The following is a 22,579-nucleotide window of genomic DNA, read 5'->3' as shown; positions in this document are numbered from 1 at the left end:
AAATGGCGAGCTCCATAAGCTCGCCACGGTTGGGATCCTTTCTATTATACTAACCTACTGAATAGTCAGTTGCTTTACAGTGAAGCCTTTACCCTCAAGCTGCTTGCTTAGCGTGTTGGTGTCACCAACTACAACATAAGTCATCTCGGCTGGAGTAAAGTACTTGCTCGCCAGCTGATTAAGCTCTTTTTTGCCAACTGTTTCAATTATTTTAGCTCGGACATCAACAATATCGGCATCAACATTATGGGCATGCATCATCGCAAAGAAGTTTAATTTTGCCGCTGGTGTTTCGTATTTCAGCGCATCTCTTTGCGCGATCGAATTTCTTGTGAATTGAATTTCTTCATCAGTTAATCCGTGCTCACTAATCTTGCTAAGCTCTTGTTGGATTTCTGTCAGCGCATCAGCAACGTTTGCTGCATTAATGCCTGAAGCGAGGACAAACTGACCGGCATCACCATATCCAGAGAAGTGTCCTCCGATACCATATGTATATCCTTTGCTTTCACGCAGATTTTGATTCACTCGACTGTTAAAGCTGCCGGAGAAGGCAAAGTTCATGATTTGACTTTTAAAGTGCTCCGCAGCTAAATCTTCCGCAGCGGCATGACGTGCAACACGGATCTGGACCTGAGGTGCATTCTCTTTATGTACCAAATACACGATATTACTATCGAGGGGAGCAAATTTAGGAAGCGCCATGTCCAGCTCACCTTTTCCTTGCCACTGTGATAACGCACTAGTTAATGCCGACATCAATTTCGACTGTGCAACATCGGATACAATTGATAATTTACTACCTTGTGGACGTATCTGCTGCGCATAAAATGATTTAACATCTGCAAGTTCAATAGTTGCAAGCTCTGCTTGAGACGGCAACCAAGGTTTACTGTAGTTTCCTTCTTGATACATCACCTGAGATAATGCGCTATCTGCCAGAAATTTTGCGCTATCGCGTTCAGATTTACTATATTCTGAAACCATGCTTTTAACTCGCGCGAAGTCCGACTCCGAAAACTTTGGTTGTAACAACTTTTCTGACAAGATATCTAGTGTCGCGGTTAAGTTCTTACTTAATGTGGATAGCTTAATCTCAATATACTCAGACTTCGCTTCGAATGCGATCTCAGCACCTAACTTTGCCAATTGCTGCGCTAGCTCTGACGGCGTACTCTGTGTTGTAGCTTGACCCAACATTTCCACCGTTAAAAGTGCGACCCCTGCTTTATTTTCAGGGTCATATAAACGACCAGCAGGGATCTGAAGTAACAATGTTGTGGTTGGCGTTTCGGTATCAAACGCTCCTAATACGTCTATGCCATTATCAGTTTTAACTTGCCATAAGTCTGGCAATGTAATTGCTTTTGCAACACCTGCCTGCGGTTTAATGCTGCGGTCAAAACTATCAGTAATCGAAGGAAGCTGTACTTCGTCTCGTACTTCCTCAGTTCCTTTAGGCTCATAAAATTTCGGCGTATAGTTGTCTTGCTGCGCGATAAGTTCTGGCTTTCCTTTTGGTACAACACTCAATACAACATTCGTTTTATTAGCAATATATTGCTCAAATACACGTTTTATATCTCCAACTTTCAATGTCTTAACATTTTTAAGCTGTTGAGTTAGGAAACCTGGATTCTCATGGAAAGTCTCAAATTTAGCCAGCATAGAAACTTTACCCTCCACGCTCTGCAGCGCTCTCACAATCTCTGCTTCTCTTTTAGTGATAAAAAGATCAACATCTTCTTGGGTAATTTTATTTTGAATATAATCTGCAACTAACTCATCAATGCGCTTATCTAAGCTAGTCAGTGTCTCGCCACTCACCGGATGAGGAAGTGCACCAAAAGCCATTTGACAAGATAGTTCAAAGCATTGATGCCATGCAAATGCCGCTACCGCTTTTTGTGTATCAACCAATTCGCGATATAACACTGAGCTTTCACCTTGCCCAGCAAAATAACCAATCGCATCTAATGCAGCTTCGTCTTTATGCCCCATATAAACCGTTGGGTAGACTTTTCTAAGCATCGGCAGTGATACATTATCTTCATACGAGACATAACGAGACTCAGCTAATGTACCGGGTTGCTTTGCCACATCCGAAATCGCTTCCCCCTTTGGAATAGAGCCAAAGTACTTCTGTACAAGTGGTAAAACCTCATCTGGAGTTACAGCACCACCAATAGTCAACGTCGCATTATTAGGCCCATACCAACGTTTAAAAAAAGCTTTCAAATCATTTGAATTCGCACGATTTAAATCAGACATATAGCCAATCGGCATCCATGAATAGGGGTGACCATAGTCATATAGCGCTTGGTGCAGCTTTTCTAAAGCTTGCCCATAAGGGACGTTGTCGTATCGCATCATGCGCTCATTTTTTACCGCGGCGCGTTGTATCTCAAACTTTTCTTGAGTAATACCTTGAGCAAAGAATCCCATACGGTCCGCTTCTAACCAAAGCATCTTCTCCAATTGATTCACTGGCACTGTTTGGAAGTAATTTGTTCTGTCTGTACTGGTTGTTGCATTTAACTTACCACCTGCTTCCGTCACTATTTTAAAGTGCTCTTCGTCAGCTACATGCTTTGATCCTTGGAACATCATATGCTCAAATAAATGTGCAAATCCTGATTTGCCCATTTCTTCACGTGCAGATCCAACATGGTAAGTTACATCTACATGAACTAATGGGTCTGAATGATCTTCATGAAGAATAACTGTCAAACCGTTATCGAGTTCAAACTTTTGATAAGCAATCCCAATATCACCGCCCTCAATGTTTTTTTGTTCCACTAATGTTGCACCAGCGTACTTTGATGCATCAGAAGATTGAAATTGACTACAACCGTTCAATGTTGCGGCCATGATGACTGCGATTGCAACTTTGTTTAAAAGCATAAAAAATCCTTACATTTATTTTATAATTTGGCGTTTATCTCGTATGGAACAAAGCTAGAAGCGTTCAGTGTTCCCTGTTGTTGGCGACAAGATTACAAGCCAAAGAAATTTAAGTCGCTTATCGAGTCATCATGAATTTATTTATTTTTATTAGCATTAAAATCAATGAATTAGAAACATAATGGAATTATTTTTTTAGTTTTTCGAGCTACAAAGAGTGAAATGCTAGGTAGCGATAAGAGCGTTGGTATAGCGTTTTATACGCTTGGTCACGACAATACGAGTCAATTGCTGAGCTTTAGATAAAAATTTAACGGCAACAGAACTTGATGGCCGACTTGCTCTGTTTGAGTCAGGAAGTATTGAAGGTATTTGTAATATTGAAGGTATTTGTAATATTGAAGGTGTTTGTAATGAAGTAAAATAGCCAGCATCAATTACTGGCTATTGTTGTATTTAAAAACTATAACTGCATAGGCTTTTCTAAGAACGCGAGCACTTTCTTAAAGTATTTCAGACGATGTTCAGGTTTATAGAAACCATGCCCTTCATCTTCAAGTAAGTAATACTGATAAGACTTATCAGCCTTTTTCAGCGCATCAATTAAAGATTCCGCTTGTTCAATTGGCGCTCTTTGGTCCTCACCACCATGTACGATAAGGACAGGAACCTTAAGCTTATCGACATTATAGCTTGGAGAAAATGCCTTTAACTGTTTCTCATCGGTACCAAGTACACGTTCTAAATATGCGACCCCTGAGCTACGCTGAGCAACATCACCTTCTTCAAACATCAGTGGTAAATCGTATACACCTACAACACCGACTGCGCATTGGAATAAGTCGGGTTCTAATATTGCGCTTTGCAATGCAGAATAACCGCCAAAACTTGCCCCCATAATACAGATCCGCTTTTTATCGACGATACCTTTGGAGATTAAGTCACGGGTTCCATCGATGATGTCATATTGAATTTCCTTGCCCCACTTTTGGTAGCCAAGTACTTCAAATGCATCTCCATAACCACCAGAGCCTCGGAAGTTAACTTGTAATACGGCCATTCCTCTGCTCGCTAGCATTTGTACCTCAGGGTCAAACTGCCAATAATCTCTTGGCCCATGAGGTCCACCATGAGGCATAACAATCAGAGGAAGGTTTTTCTTTTCTGCGTTTATTGGTGTTGTTAGATATCCATGAATAGTGAGTCCATCACGGCTTGTGAATTTAACAGGCTCGACTGTAGACATTTGATTTGGTTTAATCCAGCCTCTTGCAGACGCAAGATATCTCATCTTGTTGGCTTTACTATCATAAAGGTAATAGTCCCCAGGGTTGGTATCGCTGCTTGCGAATACAACAACTTGTCCACCATCTCTTGTGCTGCTTACAATACGTATTTGATTTCCAGGGATTGAGGCTATCAGAGACTTTAGGCGTTGACTCCAATCAGCACTTTCATCAATAAATGCATAGGTAGGATATCCGGGGTCTAGTTCAATAGCGAAAGGGGATTTATCAATCGGATCTATCCATACTTTTGTTGGATCAACCTCTTTATCTTGAAAAACATGAGTGAGTTTTTTGCTTTCTAAGCCTAATTTATAGAAGGCCATAGGCTCACCAGCCGTAGATGCTGAAAGATAAACTGACGTTCCAGTTTTATCGAATCCATGCATCCAGAAATCATCTAAGTTGTTTTCTAATGTGAGCGCTGCCCATTCTGAGTCTGCTTCTTCACGGATGAACACTAATGAATTGCCATCATCATCCTCAGACGCAACGGCGCGAACGCCTCCTTGGTGATCAGTCAAAAAGCGCCCCATTTTTCTTGGAGAATTTGTCACTTTGCGCCTGACACCAGTATGAACGTTAACCTCATAAACTCGTGTAGTAGGTTCTTTTGAGCCAGTCCAAGGATAGGTCACAATCAACATCTTGTTTTCGTCATTGACCAAAGGGTCAAGAATATAAGATGTACCATACAACGGGGTAGCTTTGCGCAAACGAGACCCCGTTTGTCCCTCACCTTGGTAACCCACCAAATACTTACCACGGCTTCCATCTACATTTACGCCGAATAACTCACCATGAAACTCAGGGTGATCTTTCCAGCCTCTAATATATTCCTTTTCTAATACTACACGGTCATCATTCACCCATTCATAGCGGCCAATTTGAGCATTGTCATTGAATCGCACGGCGTGAATGAATTTGAATTTATCAAGTTGTAAAAAACCTAATGTGTTTTTACCTTCCCTTTTTGTGATAAAGCTAAGATATTCTCCGTTAGGTGATATCTTTACATCAGAAAACTCACTACCTTTACTAAACGACTCTAGTGGTATTTCCTGTTTAGCGAATGCCTTAGCGGCTAAGGGCAGCAACATCAAAGCAATAAACTTCTTCATCCTGTTTTACTTTCTCCATTTATATAGAAGCACAAAATGGGTACATTTTAACAAGATTTTGGATTTACGAGTAGTTAAAGTAATTACAAATGTTTAACTTTGTGAAAATACACCTAGGGCAACCTCATCACCCGTAAACAACCCCGTATCTAACACCCATCCGGTGATCAAACTCGCTGGTGTAACATCGAATGCTGGGTTGTATACTTCAGCATTGTTGGGTGCCCATTGGCAATCACCAAAACTACCACTGACACCTGTTACTTCGCTTTTGGCGCGTTGTTCAATTGGAATGGCTGCGCCATTTGGACAGCTGCTATCTAATGTTGTGATCGGGGCAACCACATAAAAAGGAATATTATGGAAATGGGCTAACACCGCGAGATTATAAGTGCCGACTTTATTCGCAAAATCACCGTTTGCCGCAATCCTATCTGCCCCCACAAAGATTTTATCGACTTTACCCGCCGCCATTAAACTCGCAGCCATATTGTCACAGATTAGCGTGTATGGGATTTGCCATGCGTCTAGCTCAAACGCGGTAAGCCTACCACCTTGTAACAGTGGCCTAGTCTCATCAACCCAAACATGAATATCACCATGTTGTTTTGCAGCATGATGAATTACGCCAAGTGCGGTGCCTACACCTGCTGTTGCCAGCGCGCCAGTATTACAGTGAGTAAGAATATTGTCTCCCGCATTCACAAGCTCCGCACCTATGTTTGCCATACGGTCGCATAGCGCAGTGTCTTCTTCAAATAATTGTTCAGCGGTTGTGATCACTTGTTGTTGCCAATCATTCACGTGTAACGCTTCACGTAATCTCGCCATGCAGTGCATTAAATTCACCGCAGTAGGGCGCGTGGCTTCAAGTTCATCTATTGAACGGGTAATTGTGTCTTTACCTTCTCCCTGTTCGGCAAGATAACCAATTAACAAACTTGCCGCTAAACCAATAAGCGGAGCGCCGCGAACCTTAAGTGTCAGAATTAGCTCGCTCATCGTCGCAACGTCGCGGCATTCATGCCACACCTGTTGATGTGGCAGTAAGTATTGATCCAATACCTGTACCACGCCCGATTCGAATTTAAGACTACGTGCAATTAGGGTTTTCATGACATCCCGCTCTTTCAAAGTGTACTAATGATATTTTACATCAAGATCTAAAGAAGTATAGACATCTAAACATTTAAAAATATAGAATGCTAATAGCAAATATCCACAAGGTGCAGAAACATGTCGAGCTACATTGCATTTGATGCAGAAAAAGTTATTGATTACATTACTAATTTAGGAAGCTTCTTTGATAAAGATGCAACCTTATCTTGTTATGAGTTTGGTGATGGCAATCTGAATTTGGTTTTCCGCGTGCAAGATACGCAAGAAAATAGCATCATCGTCAAGCAAGCTTTGCCTTACGCTCGATGTGTTGGTGAGAGCTGGCCACTGACATTAGACAGAGCCAGAATTGAAGCTAGTGTGTTACAACGCCATGGTGAGATCTGCCCAGATACCACAGCAAAAGTGCTGCACCACAATACAGCGCTTGCGGTAACTGTGTTGGAAGATCTTGGTGATCTACGCATTTTGCGCGGTGAATTAAACCAAGCGAACACCTTTGCAAGACTCAGCAAAGACGTCGCAAATTATCTAGCAAAAACCAGCTTTTACCACTCAAGCTTTTACTTAACACCGAGTGAAAAGAAAGCCCTAGTCACCGAGTTCACTAACCCAGAACTATGCTCAATCACAGAAGATTTGTTCTTTGATGACCCATACCGCGATGCTGAAAGAAACAACTTTCCAGCTGCATTGCAATCATCTGTGGAAATGCTGAGAAAAAATAAGACGTTATTAGCTGAAGTGGCAAAACTCAAAGCCCAATTTCTCAATGCACCAGAAAGCTTACTTCACGGTGATGTCCATACGGGCAGTATTTTCGTCGACGCAGAGCACACTAAGCTAATCGATCCAGAGTTTGGCTTTTTTGGCCCCATTGGCTTCGATTTAGGCTCATTTATCGGCAATTTATTGCTCAACTACTGTGCCCAACATGCTCGCATTAACGCTCTGCCAAAACGTCGAAATATGCAAGTCTATTTACTCGATAGTATCGCCACCACCCTATCTAACTTCTATGTAACTTGGCTTGAACTGGCAAAAACACAAACACGCGACCTGTCATTGCAAGCAGATGGCTACGCGGAATACTTCCTCACTAAGGTATTACAAGACGCGGTTGGTTATTGTGGGTGTGAATTGATCCGCCGCACCATTGGTCTCGCACATGTTGCAGACATAGATGCGATTGAAGATGAAGATGCACGCTTAGCGGTGCAACAGCGAGCGCTACACTTAGGTGAACAGCTCATCATTAATGCCAATACATGCCGAACGACTGATGATGTGTATCAGCTAATCATTAGTTTTGTAAACTAAACTCAGCTTAGAATCATAAACTAAAAAAGCCCAACGTCTTTACTTTGGGCTTTTTTATTAAATGGATAATCTCGATTAGTTACGCGCTTGATTCATCGTGGTTTCAATATATTTGTCGATTTGGTCTTCAAGCACAAATAATGGTACAGAGCCATGACGTAAGATTTGGTGGTGGAATTCACGGATATCAAACTGATCGCCCAGTGCTTTTTCCGCTTTGCGACGTAGGCGCTTAATGGTTAGCTCACCAATTTTGTATGACAGTGCTTGAGCCGGCCACGAAATATAACGGTCAGTTTCCGTTTTCACGTTGTGTAACGACAAGGCTGTGTTGTCTTTCATAAAGTTCATCGCTCGCTCACGGCTCCAACCAAACATATGCATGCCGGTGTCTACAACCAAACGAGCCGCTCGCCACATCTCGTACGTTAAACGACCAAAATCACTGTAAGGGTCTTGATAGAACCCCGCTTCGATACCCAAAAATTCAGAATATAACCCCCACCCTTCACCAAAAGCTGAAATATATTCGTTACGACGATATTCCGGTAGATAGTCAAGCTCAGCATTAAGGGAGATCTGTAAGTGGTGTCCAGGCACAGCTTCATGTAGAGTCAATGCTTCTAATACATATAACGGGCGCTTATCCAGCGCGTAGGTATTTACCCAATAATAGCCAGCATCGGTATCGCTACGCGCACCAGAGTATCGCCCGGTTGTATACTTCGGTGCAATGCTCGCAGGCACTGGAGCAACACCGTATGGCTTTCTTGGTAATGTATGGAATAGCTTAGGTAGCTGGGCATCCATCTTCTTTGCTATATATGCAGCTTCTTTAAGCAACGCTTCGGGGGTTTTAGCATAAAACTGTGGATCGGTTCTTAAGAACTGCACAAAGTCGGCAAAAGATCCCTTAAAGCCTACTTTTTTAATGATTTTTTCCATTTCTGCACGGATCCGAGCCACTTCTTTAAGACCAAGCTCGTGGATCTCTTTTGGCGTCATATTCGTGGTGGTGTAGTATTTCGCTCGATTCGCATAAAACGCCTCACCATTTGGTGTCGAAGAAATTCCAATTTCAGTTCTAGCCGCAGGACGATACTCATTGACAAAGAAATTAAGGTAATTTTGATATGCAGCGATCACATCACCTTGAATAATCTTTTTGGCACGCTGTTGCAGTGCTTTAAATTCGGCATCAGGTAAACCCGCTTGGTTTTGTGTAAACGGGCCATAAAACTCAGATTTTGTCACATCATCAACGATATAAGCTTCGATAGAACTTTCATAACCTTCAAGCACTGCTTTCGGCTGAGTCAGACCAATCGCCATACCTTCTTTCATCCAGTCGATATTTTGGTTGAAATAACGAGGAACTTGCTGCAAACGTGCTAAATATAGCTCGTAACCAGCACGTTTTTTAAAATCATGACTCGAGATCATAAAAGACAGACCGGAATGAAAACCATATTCTGAGGTGAGCGGCATATAGTGACTATGAAAACGATATTCATCGACGCTATTCTGCACTTGTGCACGCAAAATAGTGAGATTGATTTGATTTTCCTCACTTAGTGCTGAAGTGTCGATATTGTCGAGCTGAGCCAAGAACTGTAGACGCTGCTGATTTGTGGTCGCCAACTTTTCTGCACTGAGGTTTGGTAGCAGAAACTCTGCTTTTGTATCACTGCGACCATAGGCATTGTTATCACTTCTGAATTTCATAACGCTGCCAGCTATTTGAGTAAACTCAGCGTTATTGTCACTTCCGGTAATAGCACAACCTGATAAGGCGACGGTTAAATAAACGGCGACGCTTGAACGCTTAGTCCACAGCTTTAATTTTGGTGATAACACGCTGACTTCCTCGATACTTTGTTGTTGCTCAGCTCGCGATAAAATAGCCAAAAGAAATAATTATCCGTCGCTCTGAGCTTTTGTTATGGTGAAATGAACTTTCTGCTAGTCAAAGTAGGAGAGTCCCGTAACAGATGCAACTTAATTCGATAGAATCACGAATATCTCAGATCGAATACAATTTACTCAACCTAGTAAAAATTGATGAGAAAATCAGCAATTCAACAAAAAAATGTAAATTTTCTATTTCAAAGACAAATTTTTTACTTTTAAATTCGGACGAGACAGATTAATGTAGGTCTAGTGCAATTAGGACAAGAGTTACACCGAAGGAATTGGTGGTAGTTCATTAACGTTTGATAATTAATTGTTGTGGTAAATGAAATGATGTTCCATGATCCCATGGCTGTTGCCCAAGAAAAAATGACACAGGTGTGCCTGTTTTTAGAGCAACATCATTTGCCGCCTACGCCTTTAAATTATCAGGTCGCTTATACCCATATTAGCGCCGCGAACAAAGATCTCGACTGTGCCATCAGCAAAGCCATCAAAGCGCAAACAAAAATAGACTGCGTATTCATTGAACAACTCTACTACCAATTTTTAGATCAAGGTCAAAAAACACAATCTGAATTACTTGAGGGGGTTGACTCCTTAGTAACTGAATTACACGACAATGCAGAAAACTCACAAAAGCAGGTTATTCGCTTTGCCCAACAAGTCAGTCAATGCGTGCATAATTTAGATGAACACAACATTCAAAAGAGTAAGCGCGCACTATCAACACTCACCAAGCAAACTGAGCAATTGCTAAAACAGCACAAACAATTTAAACAAGCGTTAATAAAATCGCGTTTAGATTATGAACGTAATCAAAAGTTACTACTCGACTTGCGTAAACAACACTTATTAGACCCACAAACAGGTCTTTATAAGCGTCACTATCTTCATCAAAAAGTGTCTCTATGGCAATCGCAGCAAAAATCCGTCTGTGCGCTTTCGATCCAAGTTGATAACCTTGACGAGTTTTCAACGCGGTTTGGTGATGTTGTGGGTGAGGTTGTGCTTAATCGTATCGCCAATAATATCAAACGTTATGTCGTTGAAAGCGGCCTACCTGGTCGCACAGGTAAAAAAGAATTCACGGTTATCCTTGCCGATGTAGACTTTGATACCGCGAGTGTTATCGCAGAAAAAGTGCGTAAAGGTGTTGAACGATTAAAGTTTGTCAGCGCGAAAGGGAAAATTCCATTACCCAATGTGTCTCTGGCGCTCGGGATAGCCCAACTTGCACCAGAGCAAGACTTTGATGTGTTAGCAAAACGCGCCGCTTATGCGGCACAGAAGGCACAAATTCTCGGCCAACACTGTTATATTAGTCACTGATCCACAAAACCCTCTTTTTGTTTGCATTTTCAACAGCACAACACGGATAAGAAATTGCACCTACGGCTACCAATCAAGTACACTAGCAAGCATAGTTGCAGAGTAATGATGGAACCCACATGAAAGAGTCACAAGACAATACCACTCACTTTGGATACAAAACAGTCGAGACTGACGAAAAAGCCTCTATGGTTGCAGACGTATTTCATTCTGTAGCTACAAAATACGACATCATGAATGATCTGATGTCATTCGGTATCCATCGCTTGTGGAAGCGTCAAACTATTGCCTGCTCAGGTGTACGCGCTGGTCACAAAGTACTTGATCTTGCTGGCGGTACAGGTGATTTAACCGCAAGATTTAGCGAATTAGTTGGTGATAAAGGACAAGTTGTTTTAGGCGATATTAACGACTCAATGCTTAAAGTCGGCCGCGAAAAATTACGCGACTCGGGACTTGTTGGCAATATTGAATACGTTCAAATGAACGCAGAAATGCTGCCTTTTGACGATAATACTTTTGATGTCATTACTATTGCCTTTGGTTTACGCAACGTAACTGATAAAGATAAAGCATTGCGCTCAATGTACAGAGTGCTAAAACCAGGTGGACGTTTACTGGTACTTGAATTTTCAAAGACAGATAACGAGGCGCTGGCAAAGTTGTATGATATGTATTCATTTACACTACTCCCAGCCATGGGCAAATTAGTTGCAAATGACAGTGAGTCTTATCGCTACCTTGCAGAGTCTATTCGCATGCACCCAGATCAAGAAACGCTAAAGTCCATGATGGATGAAGCCGGTTTTGAACAAACTGACTACCAAAACATGACCGGAGGCATCGTCGCCCTTCATCGCGGCTTTAAATTCTAGGAGTTGCTGTGTTAGCTTCATTACTTGGCGCCGTACTTGAGACGGCTTTAAACAAAGGCCTTAAACTCTCACCTGAGCTAAAACATGTGCTAAGTAAAGGCCAACACAAAGTACTCAGTGTTGATATTCGAGATCAAAATACTTGTTTAGCCATTACTTACACAGGTATTAACATTCACGTTCTATGCCCTTTTGATGGCGAAGCCGATTGTTCTATTAGTGCCGATTTACCAACCTTGCTTGAGCTCAAAGATCCAAGCCAACTTACTGCGCTTATCCGTCAAGATAAGCTCGATCTTGAAGGGGATTTGGCACTAGCACAACTATATAGTAGTGCGTTGGCAACACTTGATATTGATTGGGCGGAGCACCTCGCCAAATATGTCGGTGATGCACCCGCACAAGTTGCCGTAGATGCTTTTCATAAGTTAGCGCATCGCGCAAAGCAAGATGGGCAGGTAGCCAAGGCAACCCTAACTGGGTTATTTCAAGATGAGTTGAAAGTTGCACCCCATCCGCTCGAATTTCAACAGTTTAAGCAACAAGTGAGAACCCTAAACAATCAAGTCGAAAGCTTAAATCAACGCCTCAGCGCATTACTTCAGCAAAACAAAGGAAATTAGGTTGTCTTTACTTCGCTTGCATCAGATCACCAAAACATTTTTAACCTATGGTTTAGACGAAATCGTCCCTGCGCATAAGCAGCCTTGGTACGGTAAACTCGCTCGAGCGAGTTTGTTTTGGTTGCGCAACAAACATAAAGACAAACCAGTAGGCACACGCCTACGTCTGGCGCTACAAACTTTGGGGCCGGTGTGGATCAAGTTCGGCCAGATGCTTTCGACCCGTCGAGATTTACTACCACCAGATATTGCCGAAGAACTTGCATTTTTGCAGGATCAAGTTCAACCATTTGACCCCGCGATGGCACAAAAGCTCATTGAGCAAGCACTAGAAATCGACGATATTCATGAATACTTTGCTGAATTTGAATCAAAACCACTGGCTTCAGCCTCGATAGCGCAAGTGCATGCTGCCAAGCTACAACACAAAGATGAGTTAAAAGATGTCGTGATCAAAGTTATTCGTCCCGATATCGAAAAACAAATCCATGCCGATCTCTCTTTAATGGAGCGTTTCGCTAAAATCGTTGTCAATTTACTCAGCGAAGGAAAACGTCTGCGCCCAGTGGAAGTTGTTAGGGAATACAAAAAAACCTTACTCGACGAGCTAGACTTAATGCGAGAAGGCGCTAACGCAATTCAACTCAGACGTAATTTTGAAGACTCTGATTCACTATATATCCCTGAAGTTTATAGTGATTATTCACGTAAAAACGTGCTGGTGATGGAACGCATCTACGGTATTCCGGTTTCAGACACCGAAGCCTTGCTAGCGCAAGGCACCAATATGAAATTGCTGGCCGAGCGCGGCGTAGAAGTCTTTTTTACACAGGTCTTCCGTGACAGTTTTTTCCATGCAGATATGCATCCTGGCAATATTTTTGTCGCTCGTGAAAACCCTCATAACCCTAAGTACATTGGCATAGATTGCGGCATAGTCGGCACCTTAAACCGTGAAGATAAAAGGTATTTGGCCGAAAACTTTATCGCCTTTTTTAATCGTGATTATCGTCAGGTGGCACAGCTTCATGTGGATTCTGGCTGGGTTCCTGCAGATACCTGCGTAGAAGAGTTTGAATTTGCCATTCGCACTGTATGTGAACCTATTTTTAACAAGCCGCTTGCAGAAATCTCTTTTGGCCATGTGCTAGTGAACTTGTTTAACACGGCAAGGCGCTTCAACATGGAAGTGCAACCACAGCTAGTATTATTGCAAAAAACCCTGCTGTATGTAGAAGGTCTAGGGCGTCAGCTTTATCCGCAGTTAGATCTGTGGAAAACAGCAAAACCATTTTTAGAGCATTGGGTACAAGAGCAAGTAGGTCCTTTCGCGGTGGCGAAAAAGCTATATGCAAACTTACCATTTTGGGCTGAAAAAATGCCTGAACTGCCAGATTTGATTTACCAAAATCTCAAGCGCCGCCCCCCTCCAACTGTCACACGAAAAGCAGATACTGCGACTAAGCCTTTATTGCTGGGCTTAGCTGCGAGCAGTTTTGCAATAATATCGGGATTGAGCTTTATTTTTGACAAGCCCGTCGCAAGTAGCCTACTTGCGATTATTGCCGTGCTAGTATTTATTGGCGCATGGCGTAAAACAGGGTGATTTTTTGCTCGCTAGGCGTATAATCATTATTCATAAGCAGTAAGTATCAATGGAGTTACTATGGGATTCGGTGGGATCAGTATTTGGCAATTACTTATTATTTTAGCCATCATTGTTTTGTTATTTGGAACTAAAAAACTACGCGGTATTGGTAGTGATTTGGGTGGTGCAGTTAAAGGCTTTAAAAAGGCGGTATCGGATGAGCAAGCTGCGACCGACTCTGAGCCAGAAAAGTTAAAAAATACAACAACTGAGCAAGCACAACCTGTATCAGAGAAAGAAAAAGATAAGGTGTAATTCAACATGGGTATGTGGGAGTTAGTGGTCGTTCTTATCGTTGGCCTAATTGTACTTGGCCCCGAACGTCTTCCCGTTGCAATCCGCACCGTAGCAAGATGGACAAAAACGGTAAAGTCTGTCGCTAATTCAGTCAAAGCTGAAGTCAGTGAAGAATTACGTGTTCACGAGCTACATAATAATTTGAAGAAAGCGGAACAACAAGGAATGCAAGATTTGGCCCCCGAACTTAAGCAATCCGTTCAAGAGTTACAAGATGCGGCTGAATCAGTCAGACATTCTTATAAATCAACCGAAAATAATAAAAACAAAGACTAATTAATCTAGCAGCTAGATAGTTCAGTTAAAGGCCAGCTTTGGGTAATAAGACACCCAAGACGCTCCTTTTACTTACATCTAACTGGAATTATATTCGTACGAGTCAAGTTACATGACAGAATCAGCCCAGAGTGGATTTATAGCTCACCTTGTTGAGTTAAGAAACCGCTTAATGAGAGCGTTAATGAGCGTTTTCGTTATCTTTGTTTCCTTGGTGTATTTCGCCAATGATATCTATGCGTTTGTTGCAGCGCCGCTAGTAAATAGCTTGCCTAACAATACAACAATGATCGCAACAGATGTTACAGCACCGTTTTTTGCCCCCTTTAAACTAACATTATTCGTGTCGTTATTCGCTGCAGTACCATTTATTTTACATCAAGTGTGGGGCTTCATCGCACCTGGCTTATATAAGCATGAAAAGCGGATGCTTATACCGATATTACTTTCCAGTGTACTACTATTTTATAGCGGGATTGCCTTTTGTTACTTTGTTGTCATGCCTATCATTCTCGGTTTTTTTACCAGTGTGGGACCGGAGATGATGACATTATCACCAGATATTAGCAGTTATCTTGGCTTTATCCTGAAGCTATTTTTTGCTTTTGGCATCGCCTTTGAAATTCCCGTTGCCATTATGCTTATATGTTGGAGTGGTATGACAACCCCTGCGAGTTTAAAAGAGAAACGGCCTTATGTTGTCGTTGGTGCTTTTGTCATCGCAATGTTTTTAACCCCCCCTGATGTTCTATCTCAAACTTTATTGGCACTACCTATGCTACTCTTGTTTGAGTTGGGGCTCATTCTAGCCAGATTTTATAGCACTAAACCACAACAACAGGAGTCAGAAGAATGAAAAAAACCATGATACTGTTTGCAGTTGGCTTTACCTCTCTTTGTGCTGCAAAGCCGATCAATACACAGGCTCTACAAGCTTGTACCCTGATTGAGAATGATTTTAAGCGGCTCATGTGCTATGACAATGTGATTGCAAATAAACCAATCACTGAAGCGCAGTCTGGCAAAGCAATCACAAGTAAAAATAAGGTAAGTGAAGCGCGAAGCGCAGAAAAAATAGAGTCAAAAGAAGGTGGTTTTGGCTTAGAGTATAAAGTTAAAGCAGCAAGCGAAGAAATCGAAGAGATTACGGCTAAACTCGTTAAAACCTCTACCCAAGGCCGTAATAAAATGGTCTTCACTCTAGACAATGGCCAAGTATGGCGACAAGTTTCATCAGAGACCTTTTTTGCTAACGAGGGCGACACATTAATTATTGAGCGTGCTTCTTTCGGCTCATTTTTGATGAAAAAAGCGGGTTCAAACCGCACAACGCGAGTTAAACGAGTTAACTAATGGACAAGATGATCGATGCTGGTGTAAACCTCACCAGCTCGCAATTTTCATCCGACTTGGCCGAGGTAATTACTAGAGCCAAAGAAGCAGGCATAGAATCTATGCTAGCAATTGGCTGCGATTTAACAAGCAGCGAGCAAAGTATTTCACTCGCTGAGCAATACCAACTTTATTGTACAGCAGGTGTCCACCCACACGATGCCAAAGATGCACCTGACACGCTCTACGATGACCTCCTCACTCTTTTAAAAAGTAGCAACAAGGCTATTGCTGTTGGTGAATGTGGCTTGGACTTTAATCGCGACTTTTCACCAAGGCCAATACAACAAAACGTGTGCTTGACGCAACTGCAGCTAGCAGAAGCTATTAACTATCCAGTGTATCTACATGAAAGAGATGCGCACGACGTGCTATTTTCGCTGCTGCAAGAAGTTACAGTTCAAGGAGTGCTACACTGTTTTACTGGCGACCGTACCGCACTGCGACATTACTTAGATTACGGATTAATGATAGGCATTACAGGTTGGGTTTGCGATGAACGTAGAGGCCAAGCACTACAAGATCTTATCCAATACATCCCCCTCGACCGTTTACTTTTAGAAACAGACGCCCCCTACCTACTACCTAGAACAATTAGCCCAAAACCTAAGTCTCGCCGCAATGAGCCAATGTATTTACCTTATGTAGCTGAACAAATTGCACACCTAAAACAATGTCCTGTCACGGAAGTAATAAACACGACTTCGGCTAATTTTAAACAGCTGTTTGTGAGGTAAAGCCTGTAATGCGCATTGTGTTATCTTTACTTATATTAATATACAGCTCTGCTGTATTTTCTGCCGTCACTATTTCGCAGTCATTTAAGGTAGAACACCAAGTAAAGCTAAGCTACACACTGAGTAAATATGCATCACTAAACGAACTGCTTGCGGCTCCTGTCGAGTGGCATAGCAGCACCCAAGTCCCCACAGGCCTTCGACCTGTAGCAAAGTACTTATGGTTAAAAATAGTACTGCACAATACTAAAAACTCACTCACACCAGTATTGGTAAGTATAAACAATAATCTTATCGATGCAGTAACTGCCTATCATGTCAGACCGAACCATCCAATATTCAGCTTAGATATGGGCGATGCCTTGCCACTGATTAAGCGGCCACTAAAGTATGAATCTCTAGTTGTTCCGCTTGAGCTGCAGCCACAAACGCAAAGCCATTTATACTTACAGATCAGTGATGAGGGGGTTATCACGGCTCCTCTTGCAATTTGGGAACCGAACGAATACCTCCAATTTAAGGGTAAATTTAATCTTATTTTTGGAATTTTAGCAGGCTTTGTACTAGCACTCGCCTTAACCAATGCCACGCTCTATTGTGTTACAAAAAAAGGTTACTTTTTATGTGCCACTTTGTTTATCGCTACAGTATGGCTTTTCAATGCACATATCTATGGCTTTGGTTATCGCTACTTTTACTCTTCCTGGCAGTGGTTTCAACAGTATGGTCAAGGCATGATGACGTTATTACTCAGTGCACTGCTGTTGCCCGCTTTGAGTTATTGCTCAGGGAAGCCATTGCTTGCACACCCTCAGCTGACGAAAAGAAAGGCTATTCTAGCGATATTGTGCTTATTTCTGCTCGTTGCTTTTTTACCTGTTTCTCAGTCTCTCCTGCTAGCGCTTAGCATCAGCTTTATTGTCTCTGTATTGATTATCTATACGCTCGCTCGTGTTAACCACAAGAGTCGAAATATCTTAATCGCCATTGCGCTCTGTCACTTTATCGTAATTAGCTACCCATTTACGGTCGAGTTGGGGGTTCAGTCCGGCAGCTTTTTGAACCATTTGGGTTACTTTGGTATTTTTGCCGTTGAAGCCACGTTGCTGAGTTACCTGCTCATACGTTTATATATATTTCAAAGAGATGAAAAGTTGGCCAAGCAACAGCAACGGCTAGCTCATACTCAAGCTGAAGATGCCCTATTAAAAGAAAAGCTTAAACTACAAGAACAGGCCCAGTACGACTTAGAGTCCAGCATTGAGGAACGCACTTTTGAGCTTCAAGTCACATTAAGGGAACTTGAAGATAAAAATCAAGAGCTAGAGCGCATGAACATGGAAGATCCACTCACAAAAGTGAAGAACCGGCGCTATTTCGACAAACGCTTACAGATGGAAGCACGTCGTTCAAGACGAGAGCAGACAGTATTGAGCCTTGTTATCTTTGATATCGATCACTTCAAAAAAATTAACGATAAATATGGCCACTTGGCTGGTGATCAAGCAATTTGTGAATTTGCCAACTTAATAAAATCACATTTGCGGCGACCACACGATGAAGTGTTCCGCTATGGTGGTGAAGAGTTTATTCTGCTACTTCCAAACACTCCAGAAGAAGGTGCTGTCGGAGTAGCTGAACGCCTGAGAGTAGCTACAGCAGATCTCAATATCAAATTTGGTGAAGATACGCTTAAGTTGACCACCAGCGCAGGCGTTTATAGTGCAGTGGTTAGCGATCCACATAACCCACAGCTTTACACTGACAATGCGGACAAAGCCTTGTATCAAGCAAAACAGCAAGGTCGTAATCGTGTTGTTACTTTCAAACCCAATCAGGAGAACTAACGTGGCTCAATCAGGACTCGATCTTTTCCCCCTAACTCGCATGCGCAGAATGCGTCGCGATGACTTTTCAAGACGTCTAATGAGCGAAAGTACGCTAACGGTTAATGACTTAATCTATCCAGTATTTGTATTAGATGGTGAATCTAAGCGTGAAGCTATCCCATCAATGCCAGGTATTGAGCGTTTATCTATTGATCTATTAGTTGAGGAAGCCAAGCAACTAGTAGAGCTAGGGATTCCTGCCATCGCCTTATTCCCAGTAACACCGGCAGAGCAAAAATCACTACTAGCTGAGGAAGCATATAACCCTGAAGGGATTGCACAAAGAGCGGTACGTGCTATTAAAGCGGCATGTCCTGAGCTTGGTGTGATCACCGATGTTGCATTAGACCCATTCACAGTCCACGGTCAAGACGGTATCTTAGATGAAGATGGTTATGTCATGAATGAAGAAACCGTGGAAGTACTAGTCAAACAAGCCCTTTCACATGCAGAGGCGGGGGCTGATATTGTCGCCCCTTCCGATATGATGGATGGCCGAATTGGCGCTGTACGTGAAGCACTTGAAGAATGCGGTTTCATCCATACTCGTATAATGGCTTACTCTGCCAAGTATGCATCGAGTTATTATGGCCCTTTCCGCGACGCGATTGGTTCTGCGGGCAACCTTAAGGGAGCTGACAAGAAAACCTACCAGATGGATCCTGCTAATTCTGACGAAGCACTACGTGAAGTCGCCTTGGACTTACAAGAAGGTGCAGATATGGTGATGGTAAAACCGGGTATGCCATATCTAGATGTCGTCAGACGTGTTAAAGATGAGTTTGGGGTACCAACATTTGCTTACCAAGTCAGTGGTGAATATGCCATGCATAAAGCTGCGATTGATAATGGCTGGTTGGCCGAGAAGCCTGTGGTACTGGAGTCTTTACTCGCATTTAAGCGTGCTGGCGCGGATGGTATTTTGACCTACTTTGCAAAGCAAGCTGCTATTTGGCTAAACGAGAAGTAAGCGTCATCATTTTGAGCAGGTGAGATTTTCACCTGCATTGCTTGCAACTTATCTTATCAAGCTTTCTGCTTTTACAAGCTCATCAGCATTCATCTTCCAACTAAAGAAACGAATGACGCGGCCATCATCGAGCTGTACTTCAGGAACACTTAAAATACTCCAAGAGCGTAACCTAATTGCTTGAATGTGCTCTGCATGGAGATAGCGCGTTTTATCAAAAAAGTTATAACTCACCCCAGCTTTGTCTATATGTAAAAAACGTTTGCCGGTTAGTGATAATCCCAATGTAGCTAGGATCAATAGCAAAGGTATCAATGTAACTAATTGCAATAATAGAGGGGGAATGTCTAGGATCGAAAGCACTATGTTGCTAAGCAAAATCAACGCAAGTGTAAAAACATAGAAAAGCCAGTTTATTTCCAACTCTAGGGTTCTCATTGAGTATCTCCTTTATTTACCCAACCACAATCAAATTTGAGCCCTCGACGCAATAACGTGACCCAATTTATTGAAGAAAAGCTAATGATAAAGTGCCAATGTTCCTAAAGCAAGAACTTTAAAATTAATAAAACATGAAATAATCGTGACGACTTTTAGACAGGGCATTAACGCAGTAACGCATTGAATTTAAAAATAAAAAAGGCCGCCAAAGGCGACCTTTTTATGCAAAATAAGTAGTTAATTACTTAGCTGCTTTTTTCTCTTTCTCAGCTGCGATTACCGCGTCAGCAACGTTTGCTGGACATGGTGCATAGTGTGAGAATTCCATTGAGAACTGACCACGACCAGACGTGATAGTACGTAGGTGACCGATGTATCCGAACATTTCAGATAGTGGTACTTCACCCTTGATACGAACGCCCATTGCGCCAGCTTCTTGGTCTTTGATCATACCGCGACGACGGTTAAGGTCACCGATTACGTCACCTACGTTGTCTTCTGGCGTGAACACGTCAACTTTCATGATTGGCTCAAGAAGTTGTGCACCCGCTTTAGGGATAGACTGACGGAATGCGCCTTTAGCAGCGATTTCGAACGCGATTGCTGACGAGTCAACTGCGTGGAAACCACCGTCGAATAGCTCAACTTCAACGTCTAGTACTGGGAAGCCCGCTAGTACACCTTCGTCCATCATTGACTTGAAGCCTTTCTCAACTGCTGGCCAGAATTCCTTAGGAACGTTACCACCAACAACTGTAGACTTGAACGTAAAGCCAGAACCAACTTCACCAGGCTTGATACGGTAGTCAATCTTACCGAACTGACCAGAACCACCAGACTGTTTCTTATGCGTGTAGCTATCTTCAACTTCTTGTGTGATAGTTTCACGGTAAGCAACCTGAGGCTGACCAACGATTAGGTCTACACCGTATGTACGCTTAAGGATATCTACCTTAATGTCTAGGTGAAGCTCACCCATACCTTTAAGGATAGTTTCACCTGAATCTTCATCAGTCTCAACTTGGAATGAAGGATCTTCTGCAACCATCTTACCAATCGCGATACCCATCTTCTCGTTACCACCTTTATCTTTAGGTGCAACAGCGATTGAGATTACTGGATCAGGGAAGATCATCGCTTCAAGTGTACACTCGTGCTTAGGATCACATAGCGTGTGACCTGTTTGAACGTTCTTCATACCAACAACAGCGATGATGTCACCCGCTTGTGCTTCAGTAAGTTCAGTACGCTCGTCCGCTTGCATCTCAACCATACGGCCGATACGCTCTGTTTTACCAGTTGCAGAGTTAAGGATAGTGTCACCTTTCTTCATGCGACCAGCGTAGATACGGATGAACGTAAGCGCACCGAAACGGTCGTCCATGATTTTGAACGCAAGCGCTTTAAGTGGCGCATCAGCGTCAACAGTTGCTACTTCACCAGTAGGCTCACCTGTTTCAGGATCTGTTAGTGGCTGAGGCTCAACTTCTGTAGGAGAAGGTAGGTAATCTACAACAGCGTCTAGTACAAGTTGCATACCTTTGTTTTTGAACGCTGAACCACAGAAAGTTGGGAAGAACGCAAGATCACGAGTACCTTTACGGATACACGCTTTGATTTGTTCGATAGAAGGTACTTCACCTTCCATATATGCTTCCATTAGGTCGTCGTCTTGCTCAACAGCAGACTCAACTAGCATTTCATGGTATTCTTCAACTTTGTCTACCATGTCTGCAGGAACGTCTTGTACTTCGTAGTTTTCAGGAAGACCTGTGTCATCCCAAACGTATGCTTTCTTCTCAAGTACGTCTACAACACCACAGAATTGGTCTTCGATACCAATTGGAAGCGTCATCACTAGTGGGTTAGCACCAAGTACTTTCTCAACTTGATCAACTACGCGGTAGAAGTCTGCACCCATACGGTCTAGTTTGTTTACGAAGATACAACGAGCAACTTCTGATTCGTTCGCATAACGCCAGTTAGTTTCTGATTGTGGTTCAACACCACCAGAACCACAGAATACACCGATACCACCATCAAGTACTTTTAGTGAACGGTATACTTCTACTGTGAAGTCAACGTGTCCAGGAGTATCGATAACGTTTAAACGGTGGCCTTTCCACTCACAAGTTACCGCCGCTGATTGGATTGTAATACCACGCTCAGCTTCCTGCTCCATGAAGTCAGTTGTTGACTCACCGTCGTGTACTTCACCAGTTTTGTGGATTTTACCAGTAAGCTTTAGAATACGCTCAGTGGTGGTAGTTTTACCCGCATCAACGTGCGCGAAAATACCAATGTTTCTGTATTTCGATAAATCTGCCATTGTTTTACTCTATTTAAAGTAGAAAAATTATTCGGCGGGAGTATATCACCTCTTGTAGCGAACATCATCCTTGAAGTCGTCTAAAATGCAATCAATTCGCGAAAAAGTT

The 22,579-nt window shown here is 42.5% G+C and carries 18 protein-coding genes; 12 read left to right on the top strand and 6 right to left on the bottom strand.

Features of this window, described 5'->3' with window-relative positions; genetic code table 11:
* Positions 1-54: 54 nt before the first annotated feature.
* From CKO50_RS15045 to mtnA, 3 genes are all read right to left on the bottom strand, one after another.
* Positions 55-2,904, bottom strand: a complete 2,850-nt coding sequence (locus tag CKO50_RS15045; protein WP_095728827.1) for a pitrilysin family protein — start codon at positions 2,902-2,904, stop codon at positions 55-57.
* 463 nt (positions 2,905-3,367) lie between these two features.
* Positions 3,368-5,311 carry a S9 family peptidase gene (locus CKO50_RS15040; protein ID WP_095728826.1) on the bottom strand — a complete coding sequence of 648 codons (1,944 nt, stop codon included), beginning with the start codon at positions 5,309-5,311 and terminating at the stop codon, positions 3,368-3,370.
* Between the two features lie 93 nt (positions 5,312-5,404).
* Positions 5,405-6,427, bottom strand: coding sequence for an S-methyl-5-thioribose-1-phosphate isomerase (mtnA, locus tag CKO50_RS15035; protein WP_095728825.1), 1,023 nt, complete (start codon positions 6,425-6,427; stop codon positions 5,405-5,407).
* 120 nt (positions 6,428-6,547) lie between these two features.
* Here mtnA and mtnK point away from each other — a divergent pair, with 120 nt between their 5' ends.
* A complete protein-coding gene (gene mtnK, locus CKO50_RS15030) occupies positions 6,548-7,750 on the top strand; it encodes an S-methyl-5-thioribose kinase (RefSeq protein ID WP_095728824.1) in 1,203 nt (400 codons plus the stop codon).
* A gap of 75 nt (positions 7,751-7,825) precedes the next feature.
* Here the strand turns inward: mtnK and CKO50_RS15025 are convergent, their stop codons facing one another.
* On the bottom strand, positions 7,826-9,607 hold the full coding sequence (locus tag CKO50_RS15025; protein WP_095728823.1) for a DUF885 family protein: 1,782 nt from the start codon (positions 9,605-9,607) through the stop codon (positions 7,826-7,828).
* A 384-nt stretch (positions 9,608-9,991) separates the two neighbouring features.
* Here CKO50_RS15025 and CKO50_RS15020 point away from each other — a divergent pair, with 384 nt between their 5' ends.
* The 11 genes from CKO50_RS15020 (at position 9,992) to hemB (ending at position 19,700) form a co-directional block, all read left to right on the top strand.
* A complete protein-coding gene (locus CKO50_RS15020) occupies positions 9,992-10,993 on the top strand; it encodes a diguanylate cyclase (protein WP_095728822.1) in 1,002 nt (333 codons plus the stop codon).
* 119 nt (positions 10,994-11,112) lie between these two features.
* Positions 11,113-11,868 (top strand): bifunctional demethylmenaquinone methyltransferase/2-methoxy-6-polyprenyl-1,4-benzoquinol methylase UbiE, encoded by a 756-nt coding sequence (ubiE, locus tag CKO50_RS15015; RefSeq protein ID WP_095728821.1) that lies wholly within the window; start codon positions 11,113-11,115, stop codon positions 11,866-11,868.
* Positions 11,869-11,876: 8 nt separating this feature from the next.
* Positions 11,877-12,491 (top strand): SCP2 domain-containing protein, encoded by a 615-nt coding sequence (locus tag CKO50_RS15010; protein ID WP_095728820.1) that lies wholly within the window; start codon positions 11,877-11,879, stop codon positions 12,489-12,491.
* 1 nt (position 12,492) lies between these two features.
* The gene (gene ubiB, locus CKO50_RS15005) at positions 12,493-14,097 is read left to right on the top strand and encodes a ubiquinone biosynthesis regulatory protein kinase UbiB (RefSeq protein WP_095728819.1); all 1,605 of its coding nucleotides are present in this window, start codon (positions 12,493-12,495) and stop codon (positions 14,095-14,097) included.
* A gap of 60 nt (positions 14,098-14,157) precedes the next feature.
* Positions 14,158-14,394, top strand: a complete 237-nt coding sequence (gene tatA / locus CKO50_RS15000) for a Sec-independent protein translocase subunit TatA (protein ID WP_095728818.1) — start codon at positions 14,158-14,160, stop codon at positions 14,392-14,394.
* Between the two features lie 6 nt (positions 14,395-14,400).
* Positions 14,401-14,712 carry a Sec-independent protein translocase protein TatB gene (gene tatB, locus CKO50_RS14995; protein ID WP_095728817.1) on the top strand — a complete coding sequence of 104 codons (312 nt, stop codon included), beginning with the start codon at positions 14,401-14,403 and terminating at the stop codon, positions 14,710-14,712.
* Positions 14,713-14,824: 112 nt separating this feature from the next.
* The gene (tatC, locus tag CKO50_RS14990; RefSeq protein ID WP_095728816.1) at positions 14,825-15,568 is read left to right on the top strand and encodes a twin-arginine translocase subunit TatC; all 744 of its coding nucleotides are present in this window, start codon (positions 14,825-14,827) and stop codon (positions 15,566-15,568) included.
* On the top strand, positions 15,565-16,065 hold the full coding sequence (locus CKO50_RS14985; protein ID WP_095728815.1) for a hypothetical protein: 501 nt from the start codon (positions 15,565-15,567) through the stop codon (positions 16,063-16,065). The genes tatC and CKO50_RS14985 overlap by 4 nt, the downstream gene beginning before the upstream one ends.
* Positions 16,065-16,841, top strand: a complete 777-nt coding sequence (locus CKO50_RS14980; protein WP_095728814.1) for a TatD family hydrolase — start codon at positions 16,065-16,067, stop codon at positions 16,839-16,841. The genes CKO50_RS14985 and CKO50_RS14980 overlap by 1 nt, the downstream gene beginning before the upstream one ends.
* An 8-nt stretch (positions 16,842-16,849) precedes the next feature.
* Positions 16,850-18,688: a diguanylate cyclase gene (locus CKO50_RS14975; protein WP_095728813.1), complete on the top strand. Its 1,839-nt coding sequence runs from the start codon at positions 16,850-16,852 to the stop codon at positions 18,686-18,688.
* Between the two features lies 1 nt (position 18,689).
* A complete protein-coding gene (gene hemB / locus CKO50_RS14970; protein WP_095728812.1) occupies positions 18,690-19,700 on the top strand; it encodes a porphobilinogen synthase in 1,011 nt (336 codons plus the stop codon).
* Positions 19,701-19,748: 48 nt separating this feature from the next.
* Here the strand turns inward: hemB and CKO50_RS14965 are convergent, their stop codons facing one another.
* Together CKO50_RS14965 and fusA are read right to left on the bottom strand one after the other, a co-directional pair.
* Positions 19,749-20,138 carry a hypothetical protein gene (locus CKO50_RS14965; protein WP_095728811.1) on the bottom strand — a complete coding sequence of 130 codons (390 nt, stop codon included), beginning with the start codon at positions 20,136-20,138 and terminating at the stop codon, positions 19,749-19,751.
* Between the two features lie 244 nt (positions 20,139-20,382).
* Entirely contained in the window at positions 20,383-22,470 is a 2,088-nt protein-coding gene (fusA, locus tag CKO50_RS14960) for an elongation factor G (RefSeq protein WP_095728810.1), read from the bottom strand.
* Between the last annotated feature and the right edge of the window lie 109 nt (positions 22,471-22,579).

Source organism: Pseudoalteromonas sp. HM-SA03, assembly GCF_002289345.1.
Classification (GTDB): Bacteria; Pseudomonadota; Gammaproteobacteria; order Enterobacterales; family Alteromonadaceae; genus Pseudoalteromonas.
Note: the sequence above shows the minus strand (reverse complement) of the source record. Positions and strands in the feature narration are given on the sequence as shown.

What these genes read in the sequence shown, in the direction of transcription:
- CKO50_RS15045 (WP_095728827.1), bottom strand. Translation starts at nt 2,904, where the DNA reads ATGCTTTTAAACAAAGTTGCAATCGCAGTCATCATGGCCGCAACATTG.
- mtnA (WP_095728825.1), bottom strand. Translation starts at nt 6,427, where the DNA reads ATGAAAACCCTAATTGCACGTAGTCTTAAATTCGAATCGGGCGTGGTA.
- mtnK (WP_095728824.1), top strand. Translation starts at nt 6,548, where the DNA reads ATGTCGAGCTACATTGCATTTGATGCAGAAAAAGTTATTGATTACATT.
- tatB (WP_095728817.1), top strand. Translation starts at nt 14,401, where the DNA reads ATGGGTATGTGGGAGTTAGTGGTCGTTCTTATCGTTGGCCTAATTGTA.
- ubiE (WP_095728821.1), top strand. Translation starts at nt 11,113, where the DNA reads ATGAAAGAGTCACAAGACAATACCACTCACTTTGGATACAAAACAGTC.
- fusA (WP_095728810.1), bottom strand. Translation starts at nt 22,470, where the DNA reads ATGGCAGATTTATCGAAATACAGAAACATTGGTATTTTCGCGCACGTT.
- tatC (WP_095728816.1), top strand. Translation starts at nt 14,825, where the DNA reads ATGACAGAATCAGCCCAGAGTGGATTTATAGCTCACCTTGTTGAGTTA.
- tatA (WP_095728818.1), top strand. Translation starts at nt 14,158, where the DNA reads ATGGGATTCGGTGGGATCAGTATTTGGCAATTACTTATTATTTTAGCC.
- CKO50_RS15040 (WP_095728826.1), bottom strand. Translation starts at nt 5,311, where the DNA reads ATGAAGAAGTTTATTGCTTTGATGTTGCTGCCCTTAGCCGCTAAGGCA.
- CKO50_RS14985 (WP_095728815.1), top strand. Translation starts at nt 15,565, where the DNA reads ATGAAAAAAACCATGATACTGTTTGCAGTTGGCTTTACCTCTCTTTGT.
- CKO50_RS14980 (WP_095728814.1), top strand. Translation starts at nt 16,065, where the DNA reads ATGGACAAGATGATCGATGCTGGTGTAAACCTCACCAGCTCGCAATTT.
- CKO50_RS15020 (WP_095728822.1), top strand. Translation starts at nt 9,992, where the DNA reads ATGATGTTCCATGATCCCATGGCTGTTGCCCAAGAAAAAATGACACAG.
- CKO50_RS14975 (WP_095728813.1), top strand. Translation starts at nt 16,850, where the DNA reads ATGCGCATTGTGTTATCTTTACTTATATTAATATACAGCTCTGCTGTA.
- CKO50_RS14965 (WP_095728811.1), bottom strand. Translation starts at nt 20,138, where the DNA reads ATGAGAACCCTAGAGTTGGAAATAAACTGGCTTTTCTATGTTTTTACA.